At 44.7% G+C, this 19621-nt stretch carries 22 protein-coding genes and 1 other RNA gene; 8 read left to right on the top strand and 15 right to left on the bottom strand.

What is annotated here, in order from left to right:
• Window positions 1–37 precede the first annotated feature (37 nt).
• The 3 genes from dapB to pomA form a co-directional block, all read right to left on the bottom strand.
• Window positions 38–838 (bottom strand): 4-hydroxy-tetrahydrodipicolinate reductase, encoded by an 801-nt coding sequence (gene dapB / locus AABA11_RS04055; RefSeq protein ID WP_338265600.1) that lies wholly within the window; start codon window positions 836–838, stop codon window positions 38–40.
• A gap of 138 nt (window positions 839–976) precedes the next feature.
• On the bottom strand, window positions 977–1969 hold the full coding sequence (locus AABA11_RS04050) for a flagellar motor protein MotB (protein ID WP_338265599.1): 993 nt from the start codon (window positions 1967–1969) through the stop codon (window positions 977–979).
• Between the two features lie 25 nt (window positions 1970–1994).
• Window positions 1995–2750 carry a flagellar motor protein PomA gene (gene pomA / locus AABA11_RS04045; RefSeq protein ID WP_338265597.1) on the bottom strand — a complete coding sequence of 252 codons (756 nt, stop codon included), beginning with the start codon at window positions 2748–2750 and terminating at the stop codon, window positions 1995–1997.
• A 174-nt stretch (window positions 2751–2924) separates the two neighbouring features.
• On the opposite strand from pomA, the gene AABA11_RS04040 reads away from it, so the two are divergent.
• Genes AABA11_RS04040 through dxs form a run of 3 tightly spaced genes read left to right on the top strand, consistent with a single transcriptional unit; the run spans window position 2925 to window position 5971 of the window.
• The gene (locus tag AABA11_RS04040) at window positions 2925–3167 is read left to right on the top strand and encodes an exodeoxyribonuclease VII small subunit (RefSeq protein ID WP_338265594.1); all 243 of its coding nucleotides are present in this window, start codon (window positions 2925–2927) and stop codon (window positions 3165–3167) included.
• Window positions 3164–4045, top strand: coding sequence for a (2E,6E)-farnesyl diphosphate synthase (gene ispA / locus AABA11_RS04035; RefSeq protein WP_338265592.1), 882 nt, complete (start codon window positions 3164–3166; stop codon window positions 4043–4045). The genes AABA11_RS04040 and ispA overlap by 4 nt, the downstream gene beginning before the upstream one ends.
• A gap of 48 nt (window positions 4046–4093) precedes the next feature.
• The gene (gene dxs / locus AABA11_RS04030) at window positions 4094–5971 is read left to right on the top strand and encodes a 1-deoxy-D-xylulose-5-phosphate synthase (protein WP_338269630.1); all 1878 of its coding nucleotides are present in this window, start codon (window positions 4094–4096) and stop codon (window positions 5969–5971) included.
• A 67-nt stretch (window positions 5972–6038) separates the two neighbouring features.
• Here the strand turns inward: dxs and AABA11_RS04025 are convergent, their stop codons facing one another.
• Window positions 6039–6911: a LysR family transcriptional regulator gene (locus tag AABA11_RS04025; RefSeq protein ID WP_265728574.1), complete on the bottom strand. Its 873-nt coding sequence runs from the start codon at window positions 6909–6911 to the stop codon at window positions 6039–6041.
• 92 nt (window positions 6912–7003) lie between these two features.
• Between AABA11_RS04025 and AABA11_RS04020 the strand changes: the two genes are divergently transcribed.
• Complete coding sequence (locus tag AABA11_RS04020) at window positions 7004–7504, top strand: lactoylglutathione lyase family protein (protein ID WP_338265589.1); 501 nt, start codon at window positions 7004–7006, stop codon at window positions 7502–7504.
• Between the two features lie 62 nt (window positions 7505–7566).
• Here AABA11_RS04020 and AABA11_RS04015 read toward each other — a convergent pair whose 3' ends face one another.
• The 4 genes from AABA11_RS04015 to AABA11_RS04000 all read right to left on the bottom strand — a co-directional run bounded on the left by AABA11_RS04015 (window position 7567) and on the right by AABA11_RS04000 (window position 9486).
• Window positions 7567–7899 (bottom strand): YnfA family protein, encoded by a 333-nt coding sequence (locus AABA11_RS04015; RefSeq protein WP_265728576.1) that lies wholly within the window; start codon window positions 7897–7899, stop codon window positions 7567–7569.
• 25 nt (window positions 7900–7924) lie between these two features.
• Complete coding sequence (locus AABA11_RS04010; RefSeq protein ID WP_338265583.1) at window positions 7925–8368, bottom strand: GNAT family N-acetyltransferase; 444 nt, start codon at window positions 8366–8368, stop codon at window positions 7925–7927.
• 216 nt (window positions 8369–8584) lie between these two features.
• Window positions 8585–9046, bottom strand: a complete 462-nt coding sequence (locus AABA11_RS04005) for a DMT family transporter (RefSeq protein WP_100185950.1) — start codon at window positions 9044–9046, stop codon at window positions 8585–8587.
• An 11-nt stretch (window positions 9047–9057) separates the two neighbouring features.
• Window positions 9058–9486 (bottom strand): DMT family transporter, encoded by a 429-nt coding sequence (locus tag AABA11_RS04000; RefSeq protein ID WP_338265578.1) that lies wholly within the window; start codon window positions 9484–9486, stop codon window positions 9058–9060.
• Window positions 9487–9575: 89 nt separating this feature from the next.
• On the opposite strand from AABA11_RS04000, the gene AABA11_RS03995 reads away from it, so the two are divergent.
• On the top strand, window positions 9576–10526 hold the full coding sequence (locus tag AABA11_RS03995; protein WP_338265576.1) for a LysR family transcriptional regulator: 951 nt from the start codon (window positions 9576–9578) through the stop codon (window positions 10524–10526).
• 52 nt (window positions 10527–10578) lie between these two features.
• On the opposite strand, the gene AABA11_RS03990 is transcribed toward AABA11_RS03995, so the two are convergent.
• The 6 genes from AABA11_RS03990 to prfB all read right to left on the bottom strand — a co-directional run bounded on the left by AABA11_RS03990 (window position 10579) and on the right by prfB (window position 16648).
• On the bottom strand, window positions 10579–11004 hold the full coding sequence (locus AABA11_RS03990) for a DUF7282 domain-containing protein (protein WP_072839543.1): 426 nt from the start codon (window positions 11002–11004) through the stop codon (window positions 10579–10581).
• A 186-nt stretch (window positions 11005–11190) separates the two neighbouring features.
• Window positions 11191–11958 (bottom strand): anti-sigma factor, encoded by a 768-nt coding sequence (locus AABA11_RS03985; RefSeq protein ID WP_338265569.1) that lies wholly within the window; start codon window positions 11956–11958, stop codon window positions 11191–11193.
• Window positions 11955–12524 (bottom strand): sigma-70 family RNA polymerase sigma factor, encoded by a 570-nt coding sequence (locus AABA11_RS03980; RefSeq protein WP_338265566.1) that lies wholly within the window; start codon window positions 12522–12524, stop codon window positions 11955–11957. Before AABA11_RS03980 ends, AABA11_RS03985 begins: the two co-directional genes overlap by 4 nt.
• A 234-nt stretch (window positions 12525–12758) precedes the next feature.
• A complete protein-coding gene (hisC, locus tag AABA11_RS03975) occupies window positions 12759–13820 on the bottom strand; it encodes a histidinol-phosphate transaminase (RefSeq protein ID WP_338265564.1) in 1062 nt (353 codons plus the stop codon).
• 183 nt (window positions 13821–14003) lie between these two features.
• On the bottom strand, window positions 14004–15506 hold the full coding sequence (lysS, locus tag AABA11_RS03970; RefSeq protein WP_338265561.1) for a lysine--tRNA ligase: 1503 nt from the start codon (window positions 15504–15506) through the stop codon (window positions 14004–14006).
• A 46-nt stretch (window positions 15507–15552) separates the two neighbouring features.
• A protein-coding gene (gene prfB / locus AABA11_RS03965; protein ID WP_265728586.1) for a peptide chain release factor 2 occupies window positions 15553–16648 on the bottom strand; the annotation gives its coding sequence in 2 pieces (ribosomal slippage) (window positions 15553–16575 and window positions 16577–16648; 1095 coding nt in all).
• Window positions 16649–16792: 144 nt separating this feature from the next.
• On the opposite strand from prfB, the gene AABA11_RS03960 reads away from it, so the two are divergent.
• From AABA11_RS03960 to AABA11_RS03950, 3 genes are all read left to right on the top strand, one after another.
• Window positions 16793–17092: a cell division protein ZapA gene (locus AABA11_RS03960; RefSeq protein ID WP_265728587.1), complete on the top strand. Its 300-nt coding sequence runs from the start codon at window positions 16793–16795 to the stop codon at window positions 17090–17092.
• A 129-nt stretch (window positions 17093–17221) separates the two neighbouring features.
• Window positions 17222–17399, top strand: a non-coding RNA gene (ssrS, locus tag AABA11_RS03955) — 6S RNA.
• Window positions 17400–17403: 4 nt separating this feature from the next.
• The gene (locus AABA11_RS03950; RefSeq protein ID WP_338265557.1) at window positions 17404–17988 is read left to right on the top strand and encodes a 5-formyltetrahydrofolate cyclo-ligase; all 585 of its coding nucleotides are present in this window, start codon (window positions 17404–17406) and stop codon (window positions 17986–17988) included.
• A gap of 15 nt (window positions 17989–18003) precedes the next feature.
• Here the strand turns inward: AABA11_RS03950 and traF are convergent, their stop codons facing one another.
• A complete protein-coding gene (traF, locus tag AABA11_RS03945; RefSeq protein ID WP_338265555.1) occupies window positions 18004–19572 on the bottom strand; it encodes a conjugal transfer protein TraF in 1569 nt (522 codons plus the stop codon).
• Window positions 19573–19621: the final 49 nt, after the last annotated feature.

The raw sequence follows: 19621 nt of genomic DNA, 5'->3' as shown, positions 1-19621 counted from the left end.
CGGCCATTTTTTAACTCATATTTTCAGTATCATGCCGTTATTTTAAGTCGAGAACATCTTGCATATCATACATACCAGCGGCTTTACCTTGTAACCAGCCCGCTGCACGCACTGCGCCTTTCGCAAAAGTCATACGGCTGCTTGCTTTATGAACAATCTCAATACGCTCACCTTCAGTAGCAAACCAAACACTGTGCTCGCCAACGACGTCACCTGCACGGATGGTTTCAAACCCGATCTCTTTTTGCGTACGAGCGCCCGTCTGTCCCTCACGCCCGTAAACAGCACACTCTTTTAAATCACGACCCAAGGCTTCGGCAACCACTTCACCCATTCGCAATGCCGTACCGGAAGGAGAGTCTACTTTATGGCGATGATGCGCTTCGACAATTTCCACATCGTAATCGTCACCCAAGATCTGAGCAGCCGTTGCCAATAGCTTCAGTGTCAAGTTCACACCAACACTCATGTTTGGTGCAAAAACGACTGGAGACTGCGCAGAGCACTCCATCAACGCCGCCTTTTCAGCATCATTCAAACCGGTTGTGCCCACCACAATGGCCTTTTGATATTTTGCGCAAAAAGCCGCATTTTCTAACGTTAATACAGGCGTGGTGAAATCGATCAATACATCAAAATCATTAACACAATCAGCCAGAGAGGCAACAGCGGCCACCCCCAGTTTACCAACACCTGCGATCTCACCAGCATCAGCACCAATCAAGCTGCTGCCTGGCTTTAAAATAGCCGCACCCAAGGTAACGCCACTGGCATCATGAATGGCGGTAATCAAATTTTTTCCCATGCGCCCAGACGCGCCAATAACTGCTACTCGCATTATCACTTCTTCCTCAATTTGGTCTGCGCAAACCATAGCAAAAATTCACCTGAATCTCAGCATTAAAAATGCACAACGCTAAAGACCAAACACAAAAAAGAGAGCCGAGGCTCTCTTTTTCTAACGTATTAAAGATTTTTAAAAAATCTCATCCGGTTTAAGCTCATCCACCGCATCTCGGTCGAACTCAATCACACCATCGGTAGGAATTTCGTCCACTGTATTACGCATTTTAGGGCGAGACGTGTCGTTTTGCTTAATGACGATCTCTACTCGTCTATTGGTTGCTCGATGCGCTGGTGTATCATTCGGCACCAAAGGTCGCGTATCAGCATAGCCCGTAACGGCAAATCGACTTTGGTCAAGCTGCCCTGTCGCAAAAAGCTCTTCCGCTACCGAAATCGCCCGCGCTGAAGACAGCTGCCAATTTGACCGGAAACGACCGCTTACTATTGGAATATTGTCAGTATTCCCCTCAACCGAAATAGTCCCTTGTATTCCCACCAAAACATCACGAATGGCATCGATCACCGGAATAAAATCGTAGTTCAATTCTGCCGAGCCCGATTCAAATGACCCCTGATCTTTAATTCGAATCGTTATGGTCTCTTCTTGCGTTTCAATTTCCACCAAACCTTTCGACACTTCTTCACGCATGACCGAGGCAATCATCTGTGCATCGCCTTCGGTTTCTTGGATTTTTTTCTCACGATCCAGATCCGCATGGGATTTATCCACAAAGGTGACCGGCGAAGGCGAACCCGAGTTGCTTTGCTCTTTTAATGCCGCATCGCCGGGCTTACAAATCACTTCCAAGGTATTTTCAGGGGTTGTGTCTGCTTTCTGTTTTACTTCATTAATCGGCGTAGGCTCCGGTCTGCCGGGGCTAAACTCCTGGGCAATAACCGAGGTGCCCATTGGAATGGATTCCGCTTCCACCTCTCGCTGTACACCAAACGCCTCTTTTAAGGAGCCTGCAATTTGTTTAAATTTGATGACGTCCATTTCGGCAAAGGACAACAACAGCACAAAAAAGCACATCAGCAAGGACATAAGGTCCGCAAAGGTTCCCATGTAAGCGGGCAAACCTTCTACACATTCCGGACAATCTTGCTCTTCTTCATCACTCATTATCGAATCCGTTTAAACTGTAATGTTATTCACGCTCAACACGCTTGCCTTCCGGAAGGTAGGTTTTCAATGCACCATCCAGAATGCGAGGGTTTTGTCCAGATTGAATCGCCAGCAAAGCATCAAGAATCAATTTCTGACAAGTAAGCTCTTCGTCTGCTCGAGTGTTTAGCTTGGCTGAAATAGGCAAACACACCATATTCGCTAACATGGCGCCATACAAAGTGGTCAACAATGCCACCGCCATTGCAGGGCCAATCGCTTTTGGGTCGGACATGTTTGCCAACATCTGTACCAGACCAACCAAGGTACCGATCATCCCCATGGCGGGGCCGATGTCACCTAATGTTTTAAACACTTTCGCGCCACTACTGTGGCGGTAATAGGATTGATTCATGTCTTTCGAGAGCAAATTTCTCACAACGGTTCCATCATGCCCATCAACGAGCATCTGAATCCCTTTCGACAAAAACGGGTGGCTCACCTCTTTGCCTTCCAAAGACAGCAATCCCCCCTTACGCGCTTCGTCCGCTAAACCATAAATTTCATCTATCAATGTATCTAACGGGATACTTTTGAACATGAACGCTTTCGCGGCAACTTTAACAGCGCCAAGAAACTGACTGAGAGGATAAGTCATCAAAAGAACAAGCAAAGACCCAACTAACACGATCAGTGTGGATGCGGTGTCTATGAACATCCCCGCCGAACCACCAACAAAAATGGCGGCGATGATAACTATAAATGACCCAATAAGTCCTATTAACGTTGCGATATCCACACACGTCTCCTAACAAAAAAGCTATAATGTTACCGATACATTCCTGTGATTCTATACGAAACAAAGACTAAGAATGACATCTTCTTACATGATTTTTGTAATTTTCATTAACACGCCCTCGAACAGTAGCGCATTTTCTGTTACAAAACGTGGGTTAAACTAAGAGTAGTCATCATGTCCCGAAAAACAACCGTCCGTCATTTTGAAGAAAATCTTACCGAATTAGACGCCCTTGTCACTCAGCTTGAGTCAAATCAGCTTTCTCTTGAAGAAGCCTTAAAGGCCTTCGAGAAAGGTGTAAAACTGAGCCAAGATTGTCAATCTGTTCTCACCCAAGCTGAACAAAAAGTTCAAATTTTGTTAGAAAAACAAGATGGTGAACACCTAGAAACTTTTGATCCGGAATTAAATTCGTGACTTTAGATGATTTCTCTCAATACGCTCGCCACCGAGTCGATGACTATCTTACGCAAAATTTAGGCCAGTATCAGCCTGCCAGTCATTTACAGGATGCAATGACCTATAGCCTATTCAATGGAGGCAAACGCGTTCGTCCCATGCTGGCCTACGCCTCGGCCTCTTTATTTGGCGAGGCCAACGAACTTACCGACGCCAGCGCGGCAGCAATCGAATCGATTCATGCTTACTCATTAATACACGACGACCTTCCAGCCATGGACGATGACGATTTGCGAAGAGGCAAACCCACTTGCCATATTCAATACGATGAAGCGACCGCTATTCTTGCTGGCGACGCACTGCAAACCTTTGCTTTTGAATTATTGAGCCACCCTAAACACAAAAATACAGCAACGCAACTGCAACTCATTCAAGAATTAGTACACGCGTCTGGCCGATATGGCATGGTGACAGGCCAAATGATCGACCTTGCCAACGTAGGCAAACAAATAAACATCGAAGCGCTAGAGCAAATGCACCAACATAAAACTGGCGCACTCATTCGGGCAAGTGTTCGTATGGGTGCCATCAGCACTGGTGCAATAAGCGAACAAGATCTGTCGGCATTAGATGCTTATGCCGCAGCAATAGGCCTTGCTTTTCAGGTACAAGACGACATTATTGACATCACCAGTGACACCGCCACTCTTGGTAAAACACAATTTTCGGACGAAGAAGCAAATAAGCCGACGTACCCTAAACTGCTCGGTTTAGAAGGGGCTCAAGCACTCGCTCAAACGCTTCGTCAGCAAGCGCTTGCTGCCATTTCGCCCTTTGGTGATGCGGCACAACCGTTAGTTGAGCTTGCGAACTATATTATTGACCGCAACCACTGATATACTTACCCACTTTTAGATTAACCAAATGTGACTAAACCTGTGCCCATGTTCGAAGAGATACCAACAGCGCGACCTAACACACCGCTACTTGATCAAGTCAACTCTCCTGCTGACTTGCGTGCCTTTAAAAAAGAGCAATTGCCAGCGCTCGTCCGCGAACTCCGAGAATTCATGCTCTACAGTGTCGGGCAAACAGGCGGACATTTTGGTGCCGGACTGGGTGTTGTAGAACTCACCGTTGCGCTTCATTATTTGTACAATACGCCTGAAGACCGCATTGTTTGGGACGTAGGTCATCAAGCTTACCCTCATAAAATTTTAACTGGACGTCGTGATGCCCTGTTAAATATTCGCCAAGAAAACGGTATCTCAGGCTTCCCAAAACGGGACGAAAGCGATTACGACACGTTTGGCGTTGGTCACTCTAGCACGTCTATTGGCGCAGCATTGGGTATGTCTCTCGCAGCACGACAACTGAACACTGGACGTAAAGCGGTAGCGATTATCGGTGACGGCGCAATGTCAGCAGGCATGGCATTCGAAGCCCTTAACCATGCAGGCGACGTTAAAGCCGATATGTTGGTTATTTTGAATGACAATGAAATGTCGATTTCAAAACCTGTCGGTGCGTTATCCAGTTATTTTGCCCGCATTTGGGCCAGCAAAACGTACGACAATATTCGTAAAAGTGGCCAAAAAGTCTTTTCTGGACTGCCCTCTGCTCTTGAATTAGCGCGCAAAGCCGAAGAGCACATGAAAGGCATGGTTTCACCAGGCATGATGTTTGAAGAGCTAGGGTTTAACTACATTGGCCCCATTGATGGTCATGACATAGACCACTTGCTCACCACCATTTCAAACTTAAAAGACCGCTCTGGACCGCAGTTTTTGCACGTTATCACGAAAAAAGGCAAAGGCTTTGAACCCGCCGAAGGGGATCCTATTGGCTATCATGCCATTAACAAGATCGAACCAGACCCGAAACCCAATACAGAAAAAAGCAAACGACCAAAATACTGCAATGTCTTTGGGAAATGGGTTTGCGATGCCGCAGAACAAGACGACAGACTGGTTGCGATTACGCCAGCCATGAAAGAAGGTTCTGACCTAATTGATTTTGCGGATCGTTTCCCAACTCGATATTTCGATGTCGCGATCGCCGAACAACATGCCGTAACGCTAGCCGCAGGCATGGCATGCGATGGCATCAAACCAGTGGTTGCTATCTACTCCACGTTTCTGCAACGTGCTTATGACCAGCTTATTCACGATGTGGCACTGCAAAATCTTGATGTATTATTCGCCATTGACCGAGCTGGGTTGGTGGGCGAAGACGGTCCAACACACGCAGGTGTTTACGATTTAAGTTACCTGCGTTGCATTCCCAACATGGTAGTGATGGCTCCATCGGATGAAGACGAATGCCGTAAAATGCTGCAAACAGGCTACGAATACCAAGGCCCTGCAGCAGTGCGTTACCCGCGTGGAACGGGTCAAGGTGTGGACATTGAGTCGAACTTAAGCACGCTTGCAATCGGTAAATCTCGCACACTACGAACGGGGCAATCAGGTATTGTTATCTGTGGTTTTGGCCGCCCTACTTACGATGCATTGCAAGCGGCAGATAAGCTAGACGCTACTTTGCTCGATATGCGATTTGTGAAACCGATTGATGAAGAGGCGTTACTGGCTCAGCGCAGTGCAAAACTGATCGTGACCATTGAAGAGAACGCCATCATGGGCGGTGCGGGTTCCGCAGTAAGCGAATTTTTATTGGCGAACAACATCACCATCCCAACGCTTCACCTAGGTTTACCGGATCAATATGAAGAACACGCTAGTCATGCAGCTATGCTAAAACGCGTTGGATTGGATGCGGAAGGGATTTTGCAAAGCATCGAAAAAAAGCAAAACAGTCTCTAATACTACCCTCTTTGTAGAAAGCAACGTATGCAAAGCCACGCAGTTTAATACCATCTACGTGGCTTTTTTATCGCAAGCAACGCTTCGCCTCTTCGATCACAGTGTGCATTCGGTTCGACAAACGCTTGTGACGATGAACACCGAGATAAAGAGTCTCTGACACCGAATTCGCCAAGGAATTGACAAAAATACGATCTGGATTATTAAACGCGGAAATCGCGTGACGTGGTAATACGGTAAATCCTAGCCCCATAGCAACCGGTTCTAAAATCAAACTAATCTGGTTCGAAAAACCCGATTTTCTAAAGGTTTGACCCGCTTCAAACTCAGGGTAATTCGCCCCTAGCAACAATCCAGCATGGTAGGCGCCATCTGGATGATCAATAAAACCTAACGCCTGCAGTTCCCGCCAACTCGGCGATTGAAGAGTATTGGGCGTCACCAAAAGCAATTCTTCTTCCGCGATGGCTTGCATATGAACATCATTCATTACAGACGAGCTGGTCATAAAACCAATATCGGCTTTGTGCTCTAAAATAAATCGCTCCACTTCTCGATTGGGTGCAAAACGATAATCGATGATCAGATTAGGGTGTTTTTTTTGCAGAAGTAACAGCTGGCGATACAACTTAAGACCAACACTGCCTGGCGACACCACTCGCACCACGCCTTCAAATGCCGAATCCTCACCCACTTGTTTTTCAAGCTGCTCTAGGCTGTTAAGAACATGCCGCCCCTCTTGATACAAGCACTCACCGGCATCTGTCAAAGTGAACTGCTTTCCATGACGGATTAACAACGGCTTCCCAAGCTGCTCTTCGAGTTTTCGAATGTGCTGACTCACACCCGATTGCGTCATGTTTAGTTGCTCAGCGGTTCGAGTAAAATGGGCTATTTCCACTAAAGAACAAAAGCTGCGCAGCCAATGAGGATTAATCATTACAAAATATACTCATAAATATTTCAAATGATAATTTTACTTAATGATCGTGGGTTTGTAACCTACTTAAAACCTCAACATTGGAAGAAATTATGAGTAATGTTTATCCACGCAATTTTTCACACATTGGCATTTCCGTACCCGACTTAGACAAAGCAGTCGAGTTTTACACTCAGGTCATGGGTTGGTATTTAATTATGAAACCCACCGACATCATTGAAGACAGCAGCCCAATTGGTGAAATGTGTACCGATGTTTTTGGTAAAGGCTGGGAGAAATTTCGCATTGCACACCTATCAACAGGTGATCGAATTGGGGTGGAAATATTCGAATTTAAAGGGCAAGAGAACCCAGAAAATAATTTCGAATACTGGAAAACAGGAATATTCCACTTTTGCGTACAAGATCCAAATGTAGAAGAGCTGGCAGAAAAAATTGTCGCCGCCGGTGGGAAAAAACGCATGAAAGAACCACGCTACTATTATCCGGGCAGCAAGCCTTATCGCATGATTTACATGGAAGACCCATTTGGTAATATCTTAGAAATTTACAGTCACAGTTATGAATTGATATACAGTGAAGGGGCTTATTAACAGGCTTTGAGTTAAGCGACCTATTGATGGCTCGATGACATTCAACCACCGAGCCTTTCGATTTATGATTCTCTTGGCGCAAACATGATTATGGCCATCCCCATAATAGCCACCGCCGAACCAACTATATCCCAAGTGCTTGGACGAATACCGTCAACAACCCATAACCACAAAACCGCCACGAAGATATAAACACCGCCATAAGCCGCATACACTCTGCCTGATGCCGTTGGATGCAAAGTCAGCAGCCATGCAAATACAGCTAAACTTAACGCCGCTGGTACTAACAACCAGATTGTTTTGTCCTCACGCAGCCAAAGGTAAGGTAGATAACAGCCGACAATTTCTGCCAGTGCTGTCACCATAAAAAGACCTATTGTTTTTAACTCAGGCAAAAGAACTTTCCTTCTAATAATTTAATCAACGCGTTAAACACATAGACACAAAGCGGATGCCATTAAAATCAGCCTCACTCCCTGTTGCTTTAAACCCGTAAGATTCATAAAAGCCAATCGCATTCACCGACGAGCGCAGGCTGATTTCATTAGCTTCTGTCATATTTAATAAAGCACTAAGGAGTCGCTTTCCTATTCCTTGGCGTTGCAGCGATTTAGACACAAATAAGTGAGTAAGATAATTGCCATCGCGTAACGCACCAAAACCAACAATTTTTCCTGCACAAACGGCTTTAAGAGTCTGAAAACGTTCTATATCAAACGTTGTTACGATATCTGCCAAGACTCGCGCCTTGTATTCAGCTTTTCCCTGATCATTAAAATGAGGCAACACATCCACAGCAGATACTTGGCCAATAAAGTGCTTAACAAGTTCCAAATCAGCCATATCAACTTTCTGAATATCCATTTCTACTCCGTAATTACTGAATCTATAGTCGACAGTGTTTCGCCAAAAATGCCAGTTTACAAGCTAAATGCAAAATACAGAACGCAGTTCGGAGACTTTTATTGAAACAGCTAAATTGAGAAGACTTCTCGTGATGAAGGAATAAAGACAAAAATGGCCTAGCCGATCTATTGATTACAGATCGGCTAGGCCATTAAAGATGGACAGGATGAATTATTAAGCTGATTTTGCGATACGTTTGTTACTCATATAAATCATTGTGATGGCACCAATTAATAATAAAATGGCAACATATCGATTACTGTCTAATGGAATAATATTGTTATCTAACCAACCAAAATGATCGATAATCAAACTCATGATCAACTGACCAGAAATTGTACACACTGTCGCCGCTGCGATACCGATTTTGGGCACCGCAAACACCACGATCAACATGTACATTACGCCAAATAAAGCCCCACTAAGTTGCCATTTTGGCGCACTAAAAAGGGTGACCTCATGGTTCGATTCAAAGAAGAAAAACAATAAGAACGAGATAGCGAAACCAATCACAAAAGTCAGCCAAGCACTGGCTATCACGCCAACACTATTACCAAGACGTCCATTAATTGAAGATTGTACAGACAGGGCAACACCGCCCAATATCAACATAAAAACTGCGAAAAATACGGTCATACTATTTGCTCCTAACTCAAAAGCCAAAGGGCGACAACAATCATCACCACGGCCAAAATTCGATACGGATCAATCCCGCGTTTTTCACTGCCCAACAAACCATAATGATCAATCACCAGACTCATACCGATTTGTCCTAATAAAACACTGGTCATCGTCATACCGACACCAATAATTGGTGTGGCTATAGTAAGAAAAACCACATAAACGGGACCTAATACGCCGCCCGTCAGTAACCATTTAGGCTGTTTGAATAGTTCAGGCAAATTAGGCTTGGCAAAGAAAATCATAATCAATGACAACAATATCGAACCAATCATAAAAATCGCCAACGTGGCTGAAAAGTGCCCGACCAATTCGCCTAAAGGCCCTAAGAGCCCAGCTTCAATAGACAATCCCATGCCCGCAGCCAACACCAAGAGATAAACCATTATTTGCATATATTTTATTCCACTCGTTTTCGTTGCGGGCATTCTTCATTAGTGCTTAAATTAAATCAATAACACAGATAACAAGTGATAATTGCATTATGAGCATCAAACCTCTTAGGGTTTTTCTTTCCGTTGCCAAAACAGGCAGCTTTGTTGCAGCAGCGCGCGAGTTGGATTTACCGCCCTCCTCTATCTCTCGATATATTTCAGCCTTGGAAGAAGAACTTGGCCAACGCCTTTTTTATCGACATACCCGCGCGGTAAAACTCACCGAAGTGGGCGATTATTATTTCGCTGAAGTAAGAGAAGCATTAACCAGCTTGGATTTGGCAACAGAGCACGCCAAAGGCTCGCTTCTTACGCCACAAGGCAACCTGAACATCAATGCGCCCGTTTCATTTGGTAGACTACACTTATCTCAATTAATTGGTCAGTTCCAGCAACGCTACCCAGACATTAATGTCGAATTGATGCTTACTGATGCCTATGTCGATCCCGTGGCAAATGGGTCAGATATTGTTATTCGCATTGGCGGTTTTGAAGACTCTAGCCTGAATTACCAAGCCATCGCAGATGAGCAATTCGTACTGTGTGCAGCACCCAGTTATCTTGAAAACATGAAAGGAAAAATCGGTTCCCTAATTCAGCCTAAGCAACTTCTCGACTTAAACTGCTTGGTTTATAAGGGTAATAACGGACGTCGTAACTGGTTCTTCCGACAAGAAGAAAAGCCAGTATTCGAATGTATTGAAGTCGCTGGTAACTTATGCAGCAATAATGCGGATATTTTGGTACAAGCCGCTTTAGCTGGCCAAGGGGTTATCTTATTTCCACGCTGGTTGGTGTTTCAGCATTTGGCGTCTGGGGAATTGGTCGCCTTGCTAGAACACTGGGAAGGATCAGAAAAAGATACTCAACAAAGTATTTACGCTCTCTATCCAGGCAATCGAATGAAGTCATCAAAGGTTGTGTATTTTCTCGACTTTATGGCAGATTTTTTTGGCCGTTCGCATCCTTACTGGGATAAACGCCTAATTGAAAATACATAAAAATAAGGAGCAGATAAAAATCCATCTGCCCCTTATTGGATAATTTTCTATATTATTTTGCTGTAATAACGTCCATCACTAGCTTCCCGTCTACTTTGATCGGGCCATCTTCTTTCGCACCTAAGGTGTATTCAAAAATACCTGTTTTCATGCCACCAGCTTCACCATGCAACATCAGCATTAACATTTCACCAGACTTAACAGGTTCAGTAAGGATCGCTGCCACATCATGGTTTTGACCTTTTTTAAGTGGTGCATAGGCCACCACAGGACCGGGCTTCATCGCTTTATCTGTACGATGTACTACCAACCAACCGTTGCTATCCGCCATTACCATGTCAGCGCTGACTGTTCCGCCCGATACATCCTGATCACTGCCTTTTACCGCAAGTTTACCGCTCATTCCATCCGCTAACGCAGCACCAGTCATTGTCAAAATACCTAAACCAAGCGCAATACGTGAAAATGTATTTTTCATAATAAACCTCTACATTGTGTCTTATTGAGTAGTATTTTTCTTTTACATTCATAGCTACGAGCACAATTAAAAAAGGTTTCAGCAAATACATGTTTTTTTAATTATTTTTCTAAAACCTCAAAATAAGGGTTAAAACATAAAAAAGCCAACCTGTTTAGATTGGCTTTGACGATCATGATGTCTAAATTATAAAGACGTTGGATAGAGTCGACCATGAATAGCAGGACCAGTTGGCACACCGGTTGGAGAACCGCCAGCGGGTTCCACACTGATACCAAACGTCGCATGGCGAATCACCGCCGGATCATAATCAATCTGTTTTTGAATGGGCGCAGCCACATTCGCTAATAACCCTAAAGAACGTGGCGCTGGGCCAATCTCATCTGCTTTAATCCACAACTGATAGGTTTTACCTTCCCCTTGCCCTTGTGCAGTAACAGGGCGAACCGTCAACTGACGAGTCTCAATATCCAGCGACATAATAAAAGCAGGTTGCTGATCGTCTGCTTGAAACACAGCAACAAAAGGCGCATTAGCCTGAACCACTGGCGCAACGGGTGCTTTAACCACCATAACGATGGCAAGACAAGCCGCCATAGCCGATGCGCCAAACGCACCAAATCGCCAACGTTTCAACTTGACTCGCATCGCCTCCATTTCAACCACAACAGAAGAGGCCGCTGAGTTTAGTGCATTCTTACTCAGGGGTTTATTATTATTCGTTTGCTGATCGAGTTTGGCCAAAACCTCGTCAAACAAGCCTGCTCTTGGTTCTGCATCTTGCACATAATCGTTCAACCCAGAAAAATGAGCCTGCCATTGTGCAATGGCTTGCTCAAGCAAAGGCTCATTCACACGACGAGCTTCTACCGCGTCGCGCTCGTCTTTATCCAAGGTACCGAGTACGTACTCGGCCGCCACTGTTTGAATGGATGTTTCTTCGTCGTTATTCATAAATTCATACAACCTTGCAGCTGCTTAATGCTGCGATGAAGCCAAGTTTTAATGGTGCCCAACGGCTGCCCAAAACGTTCTGCAAGTTCTTGACGAGAAAACCCGTCCAGATACGCCGCTTTAATCATTTCTGCACGAGGCGATTCAAGGCCATCTAAACACGCTTCCAGTTTTAATAAATCTCGGCTTTTAGCAAAAGAGTCATCTGGCGTCATCGAGTCATCAGCGATTAAATCAAAATCCACATCGACCTCACTGTCTGGCAGCGTATTTTTCCGTATCTCATCGATCGTACGGTTTCGCGCAATCGTTGCCATCCAAGTAATGGGGGACGCGACGCTCGCATCAAAGCTAGATGCTTTATCCCATATTCTAAGATAAACCTCTTGCAGCACCTCTTCGGATACCGCTTGATTCTTCAAGATACGATAAACAATGCCAAAAAGTTTCCGATGGGTAGACTCATACAATTCAGAAAAGGCAAGACGATCTTCTTTTGCCACGCGAATAAGCAAATTTGCGAGGGATTCTGTAGTGGGTTGTTCCGATAATAAAGGTGACGTCATAAGGCTCGCATCGGTTAAGTATCCATTTTATAGAGTACCAGTATTGCACTATTTTTAACCAAACCCAATCCAAGAAAGCATAACCTCAATAAGCCATTTAAGCGCTATTTCCTTTAAGCGCACTCGAAGCGTTTCGCTTTATTTAAAAACAACAAACGCACTAAAGCCAATAAAAACCGCTCATCAAGGAGCGGTTTTTAGATACAGCTTTTAGTAGAAGCTTTAAATAGGCAATTACAGTGTTTTCAACGCAGCCGTAAGCGAAGCCATTTCGTCGTCCGTGCCGATCGTAATACGAAGATAATTGCCAATTCGTGCTTTGTTGCTGCCAAAGAAGCGAACAAGAATGCCCCGCTCCTTTAGAGCCAAGTAAATTTGCTCGGCGTCCTTGTCTGGATGAGTGGCAAATACAAAGTTGGTCGCAGACGGAATAATACTGAATCCCAACGCTTCCAGATCTTTAACAGATTGCTCGCGAGTGGCAATGGTTTTATCACAAATCTCTTTTAGGTAGGCTTCATCTTCCACCGCCGCTGTCGCACCTGCCAAAGCAACGCGATCGATTGGGTAGGAGTTGAAGGAGTTCTTCAATCGCTCCAAGCCTTCGATCAAATCAGGATGACCCAATGCGTAGCCAACACGAATCCCTGCTAAGGCACGGGATTTCGACAAGGTTTGTACCACTAATAAATTCGGATATTGATTGATCAAAGACACAGCACTTTGTGCGCCGAAGTCCACGTAGGCTTCGTCCACTAGCACAACCACATCTGGATTCGCTTTTAGAATCGTTTCAATATCCGCCAAAGGTAACGCCTTGCCCGTTGGCGCGTTCGGGTTGGTGATCACCACACCGGACACATCTAGGTTATTGTAATCCGCAGGTACGATATCAAAACTTTCGTTAAGTGGGATTAGCTTTGGTTCGATACTGTATAAACCAGCGTACACTTTATAGAAGCTATAAGTGATGTCAGCGAAAGCCAATGGTTTGCCACCAGCAAAATACCCCATGAACGCCAACGCCAACACTTCGTCCGAGCCATTCCCTACAAACACTTGGTTCGCTTCTAATTGGTAGCTTTTTGCTAAAGCGTTTTTCAAGGTCACGCAGTTTGGATCTGGATATAAACGTAAACGCTCACTGACCTCAAGCGCCATTGCTTCTAAGGCTTTAGGCGACGGTGAATATGGGCTTTCATTGGTGTTTAGCTTGATGTACTTTTTGTCTTGCGGTTGTTCGCCTGGCACATAAGGGTCAAGAGAAGCAATTTTATCTGTCCAAAAACGACTCATATAACTCTCCATTACTTTTTATAAAGGGGGTCAGAGTCCTTTAAAAGTAGATATTAGATAAGGCAAATTTTGTTTCTATTAATGGGATCTGACCCCTTTAATACTTTTAATAGAAACAAAATAAGGCCTCATTTGAGGCCTTATAAATACATTAGAATTTGTCAGTCACTGTCCGGCCTAGGATCAGTCCTGAGGCTTCATATGTGGGAACAACAATACGTCACGGATCGAAGGTGCATTAGTAAACAACATCACCAAACGGTCGATACCAATACCTTCACCAGCGGTGGGTGGTAGGCCGTATTCTAGTGCATTGATGTAGTCTGCATCGTAATGCATGGCTTCGTCATCACCCGCGTCTTTCTCTGCAACCTGACGCATGAAACGCTCGGCTTGATCTTCTGGATCGTTAAGCTCCGAGAAACCATTAGCGATTTCACGACCACCAACAAAGAATTCAAAACGGTCGGTAATGAAATCATTGTCATCATTACGACGCGCCAGAGGTGATACTTCCGCTGGGTATTCGGTAATGAAAGTCGGTTGATCCAATTTGTGCTCTGCGGTTTCTTCGAAGATTTCTGTCCAAAGTTTACCCAAGCCCCAGATTGGTTTCACGTCGATTTTTAGTTTCTTCGCTACAGCCGTTGCGCTTTCTAATGTTTCTAGATCCGCTGCGGTCAATTCTGGATTATAGTGCAAAATTGAATCAAGCATGCTCATACGGACAAACGGCGCACCGAAATCGTATTCAGAACCTTGGTATGTCACTTTCGTCGTACCAAGAACTTTTTCTGCTACTGTGCGAAGCATGTCTTCCGTTAGATCCATAAGATCTTTGTAGTCTGCGTACGCTTGGTAGAATTCGATCATGGTGAATTCTGGATTGTGGCGAGTCGATGTACCTTCGTTACGGAAGTTACGGTTAATCTCGAATACACGCTCGAAACCACCAACCACCAAACGCTTCAAATAAAGCTCTGGTGCGATACGCAAATACATGCTCATGTCCATCGCATTGTGATGGGTAACAAACGGACGTGCTGACGCACCACCTGGAATCGTTTGCAGCATTGGCGTTTCAACTTCCATGAAACGGCGGTCTTCTAGGAAGCGACGAATCGTAGAGATGATTTTTGAACGCATTTGGAACGTCTCGCGAGACTCTTCGTTTACGATCAAATCAACGTAACGCTGACGGTAACGCATTTCCATGTCAGATAAACCGTGGTGCTTATCTGGCAATGGACGTAGAGATTTGGTTAGCAATTGCGCTTCTTGCATATCAATGTACAAGTCGCCTTTGCCAGATTTGTGTACTGGACCTGAAATACCGATAATATCGCCCAAATCCCACGTTTTTTGATCAGCAAGCAATTCAGGAGACAAGGCTTTGCGGTTGACATACGCTTGGATTTGTCCCGTCATGTCTTGCAACAACATGAAAGCACCGCGGTTACGAATAATACGACCAGCAATACTCACTTTATGGTCTTTTTCTTCTAACTCGGCTTTTTCTAATTCACCAAATTCTGCTTGTAGATCCGCAGCGTATGCGTTTGGACGAAAGGTATTTGGGTAAGCATTGCGCTCGGCACGAATGGCCGACAATTTACCGCGGCGTTCTGCTACTAAGCGATTGTCATCGGATTGTGCTGTGGATTCTGTGATATTTTCGTTAGCCATGATTTGCTATCTACTCTTTTTAAATTATCTAAATTAGGAACGGCGTTTATAGGCCTTGTTTTAAACTTGCCACGATAAACTGGTCTAAATTGCCATCTAGCACAGCACCCGTATTTGACGTTTCTACGCCCGTACGCAAATCTTTAATGCGTGATGCGTCCAATACATAAGAACGAATCTGGCTGCCCCAACCGATATCAGATTTGCTGTCTTCAACCGCTTGCGCCGCTTCTGTACGCTTCAACATTTCAAATTCGTACAATTTGGCACGAAGTTGTTTCATAGCGAAATCACGGTTGGCGTGTTGTGAACGCTGATTCTGACACTGCACCACGATGCCCGTCGGAACGTGAGTAATACGTACCGCAGAATCGGTCGTATTTACGTGCTGACCGCCCGCTCCAGAAGAACGGTAAGTATCGGTACGAATGTCGGCCGGATTGATTTCAATCTCAACGTTATCATCGATCTCAGGGGACACAAAGACAGATGCAAAGGAAGTATGACGACGGTTACCTGAGTCAAAGGGCGACTTACGAACCAAACGGTGTACACCCGTTTCCGTTCGTAGCCAACCAAAAGCGTATTCACCTTCAAAGCGAATCGTCGCAGATTTGATGCCCGCCACATCACCAGCCGATACTTCCATCAGTTCGACTTTGAAACCTTTGTCTTCACCCCAACGCAAATACATGCGCAATAGAATGTTGGCCCAATCTTGAGCTTCAGTGCCGCCAGAACCAGATTGAATGTCCAAGAAAGCACTGTTTTCGTCCATTTCTTTGGAAAACATGCGACGAAACTCTAACTTGGCTAATAAGCTTTCTAGCTCTTCCAGTTCGAGTTCGACCGCTTCAACAGAATCTTCGTCGTTTTCTTCTACGGCAATGTCTAACAGCTCTTTAGAATCGTTTACACCCGATTCCATGCTGTCTAGTGTTTCAACCACGGCTTCAAGCGCTGCTCGCTCTTTGCCGAGTTTTTGGGCGTATTCTGGATCATTCCAAATGGCTGGATCTTCCAGTTCACGGTTAACTTCCTCTAAGCGTTCTTTCTTTGACTCATAGTCAAAGATACCCCCGAAGGGTTAAAGCACGGGCAGAGAGGTCTTTTATCTTAGAAAGTATCGGGTTTATTTCCATATTGGCGTCAATTTGCTATAAACAGTGTGGATAAAGTTAATTCGGAATTGTAACGAATTTACTCGCAGCATAAAATGCCATTCGCTACCCAATGATGGAAAAACAGACCATTTTTTGTGGGCCTTGCTATCAAATGGAGTCAATATGGATAAGCCAACCGTTTCAGTCGACATACTGGGACAAAATTACAAGATTAATTGCCCTAAAGGGCACGAAGCCGATTTGAAAGAAGCGGCAGAATACTTAAATGGTCAGATGCGTGAGATCAAAGCCAGTGGAAAGATCATCGGTCTAGAAAAGATTGCGGTATTGGCCGCGTTGAATATTACTCACGATATGCTTTCTGGCCGAAAATACGCGCGTTCGAACGAACAACAGTTGCGAGAACTGACCTCTCAGCTGGATGCTGCATTGACGCATCAAACAAAGTTGGTCAATGAATAATCATTGTTGGTTTATTCTTTGATCTACTTTTTTGATTGCAAGGATATAACACGAATTTTCTTCATACAGTCCAGAAAACGAAATCGTACATGGCGTGATTTCTACCTTAGATTACTCTATACTTCACTTCGTTTCCTGGGTTGTTCGAAGCGGCTTAACGCCCTTGAGCCTATGAGTAATACCCCGGAAAGAGCCTGTTGGTTTGGTGTGCATGTCCGTGCGTCGGAAAGCCTAAAGAGTCACAGTTCTTTCCACCTTGAACCACTGGGTTCAAGGCCAATAGCCGAAACGGCAACTCGGGAAACCCTTTTATGACGTCTCATCTTGATCCAAGACAAATCCTACGCCGCCAATTACGTCAAACAAGACGAAATTTATCTTCGCAAGAGCAACAGTCTGCCGCCCTGCAATTATCTTCTCGTTTCGAAGAGTATGCTGACCACTTCCATCTAACAAGTGGTAATCGTGTTGCCTTGTACTTAACGAATGATGGTGAAATTTCACCTCATGTATTGTGTGCTGATTTTTGGGAACAAGGCATTGAGACTTACCTTCCTGTGGTGCAAGGCAAGCATCTAACATTTGCACGCTATAGCTCAGAAACAGTCTGGCAAGAAAATATCTTCGGCATCAAAGAACCCGTCACGATGGACTATGTTTCCGGTGAAGTGCTAGATTTAGTGCTGTTGCCATTAGTTGGGTTTGACTCAAAAGGTGGACGCCTTGGTATGGGGGGAGGCTTTTACGATAGGACGTTTGCTAATAAAAAAACCACAGAGAAACCGCGCCTAATAGGCCTTGCACACGATTGCCAAGAAGTAAAAAGCCTACCTGTTGAAGGTTGGGACGTGCCATTGGAAGCGATAATTACGCCAACAAAAACGCTGTTTATTTAACCGACACACCTTTCACTAAAACATAAAGCCATAGCCAATGGAGAAGTATGTACCACTGGCCCCTTGGTCGTTTTCAGCGGCATAAGCAATATCGATATCCAAACGTCGCCCAATCGTAACCCCAGCAGTGATATAACTTAACTCCGAGCCCACCATGTTTTTGCGGTAGCCTGCTCGAATTCCTGGAAAAAGCGCGGTCGGACTAAAAAATGAGATCGATGCGGTCGCCCATTGATATTTATCACCTAAAGGGTCTTTTATAGAATTTGCATCAAACGAAGTAGCGAGGGAGAAAGCCTGATCTTTGGACTTAAGGGCAAAATCCAACGTCATCTGTGCTTTCATTTTGTACGATTCTTTTAGTGACAAATACCCTTTGTCCGCTAGCCTTATGGCGGCGTTACAGGTATTTAAATCGGTTCCAGATAAGCCAGCACAATCCCCCAATGGTATATAGTCAAATTCAGGCTCATTGATATTGGAAATTGTGGCACCCATTTGATAGTACTTGCTGGCTAATATAACCCCTAAATCTAAACCGATATTTTCTTCTACGACGTCTCTACTCAGGAAATAATCACCGTAAGACACACTGGAATCTCCATCTTCTGTCAGCACGGTAAGCTTTCGATCTAACGACAGTTTATGAAAATTTAAGCGCCCACCATAAATCACGGCGCTGCTTTCCGTACGAGACACCATCTCACTGTAGCCGATACTAAAGTGGTAATCGCTTGCTCGCTTCATATACACAGACATGTCAGATGAGTAATCAAGTCCATCAATATCAAAGGCAGCTAAATCTTCGACTGATGTTATGCTATCCAAATCATCCAGCCCAGTTACCGTTAAGTTATCCGCTAAAATACTGGCCCGACCGACTATAGACGCACTCGCGTCGATCATAAAAACACCACGACGACGCGTTTTATAAATTAACGGTAAAAAAGGCGCTTGTACGGAAGTGGAAAATTTCACAAAAGTTGTTTCACCAACTTCATCGAGCAATGAGTTAGTTTGATTAATAAGGTCCTCTATTTCGGCTTTAACCTCAGCAACTTTATCCACCACAAACTCATCGGTGGCAGCCGTCGCGTCAGCCTCTGCCTGAGCAATTGCGGCATTTAACGCGGCGGAGCTGTCATCAGGAAGACGGTAATTCACACCATTGTAATCTTGAAGAGAAACACTGCCACCTCCGGCAACATAAGCGTCTGCATACGTTTCTGTCGAATTATAAATTGCGTCTAATGCAACCGCTTCAGCATCCGCTTCAATGGTATCTAATCCAGATGGAAAATCCCCATCAACGGTAGCTTCTAGCGCATCAACTCTATCCCCCAAATCAGGTCCAGCCCCCGCCTCAAGTCCAATACTTAATGGCCCCAGAAAATTGACACGAAAACCTTGCAAATTAGCCATTAAATACGCGGCAGCAGGGTTGCTTAATGACGTGGATAAAGCATGACGATTTCCATACCCACCTAATACGGTGCTAGACCCTATAGGTTGATAAATTGCCATACTCGCCACAGCAGAAGAGCTTGCAATACTGATGCATAAAGTCGCCAAAAACTTGTTCATTCATTCGCTCTTATAAACCAAAGGACTTTTGTAACAGCCCTATTAATAA

This window comes from Marinomonas pontica (assembly GCF_036322735.1).
GTDB classification, from domain to species: domain Bacteria; phylum Pseudomonadota; class Gammaproteobacteria; order Pseudomonadales; family Marinomonadaceae; genus Marinomonas; species Marinomonas pontica.
This window is presented reverse-complemented; position numbering and strand designations above follow the sequence as displayed.

Excerpts from the sequence above, each read along its gene's own strand:
- AABA11_RS04025 (WP_265728574.1), bottom strand. The coding sequence starts at position 6,911 with ATGATTAATCCTCATTGGCTGCGCAGCTTTTGTTCTTTAGTGGAAATA.
- dapB (WP_338265600.1), bottom strand. The coding sequence starts at position 838 with ATGCGAGTAGCAGTTATTGGCGCGTCTGGGCGCATGGGAAAAAATTTG.
- AABA11_RS03960 (WP_265728587.1), top strand. The coding sequence starts at position 16,793 with ATGGATAAGCCAACCGTTTCAGTCGACATACTGGGACAAAATTACAAG.
- traF (WP_338265555.1), bottom strand. The coding sequence starts at position 19,572 with ATGAACAAGTTTTTGGCGACTTTATGCATCAGTATTGCAAGCTCTTCT.
- AABA11_RS03980 (WP_338265566.1), bottom strand. The coding sequence starts at position 12,524 with ATGACGTCACCTTTATTATCGGAACAACCCACTACAGAATCCCTCGCA.
- AABA11_RS03990 (WP_072839543.1), bottom strand. The coding sequence starts at position 11,004 with ATGAAAAATACATTTTCACGTATTGCGCTTGGTTTAGGTATTTTGACA.
- AABA11_RS04040 (WP_338265594.1), top strand. The coding sequence starts at position 2,925 with ATGTCCCGAAAAACAACCGTCCGTCATTTTGAAGAAAATCTTACCGAA.
- AABA11_RS03995 (WP_338265576.1), top strand. The coding sequence starts at position 9,576 with ATGAGCATCAAACCTCTTAGGGTTTTTCTTTCCGTTGCCAAAACAGGC.
- AABA11_RS04020 (WP_338265589.1), top strand. The coding sequence starts at position 7,004 with ATGAGTAATGTTTATCCACGCAATTTTTCACACATTGGCATTTCCGTA.
- AABA11_RS04000 (WP_338265578.1), bottom strand. The coding sequence starts at position 9,486 with ATGCAAATAATGGTTTATCTCTTGGTGTTGGCTGCGGGCATGGGATTG.
- AABA11_RS03950 (WP_338265557.1), top strand. The coding sequence starts at position 17,404 with ATGACGTCTCATCTTGATCCAAGACAAATCCTACGCCGCCAATTACGT.
- AABA11_RS04050 (WP_338265599.1), bottom strand. The coding sequence starts at position 1,969 with ATGAGTGATGAAGAAGAGCAAGATTGTCCGGAATGTGTAGAAGGTTTG.
- AABA11_RS04010 (WP_338265583.1), bottom strand. The coding sequence starts at position 8,368 with ATGGATATTCAGAAAGTTGATATGGCTGATTTGGAACTTGTTAAGCAC.
- AABA11_RS04005 (WP_100185950.1), bottom strand. The coding sequence starts at position 9,046 with ATGACCGTATTTTTCGCAGTTTTTATGTTGATATTGGGCGGTGTTGCC.
- lysS (WP_338265561.1), bottom strand. The coding sequence starts at position 15,506 with ATGGCTAACGAAAATATCACAGAATCCACAGCACAATCCGATGACAAT.
- hisC (WP_338265564.1), bottom strand. The coding sequence starts at position 13,820 with ATGAGTCGTTTTTGGACAGATAAAATTGCTTCTCTTGACCCTTATGTG.
- AABA11_RS03985 (WP_338265569.1), bottom strand. The coding sequence starts at position 11,958 with ATGAATAACGACGAAGAAACATCCATTCAAACAGTGGCGGCCGAGTAC.
- dxs (WP_338269630.1), top strand. The coding sequence starts at position 4,094 with ATGTTCGAAGAGATACCAACAGCGCGACCTAACACACCGCTACTTGAT.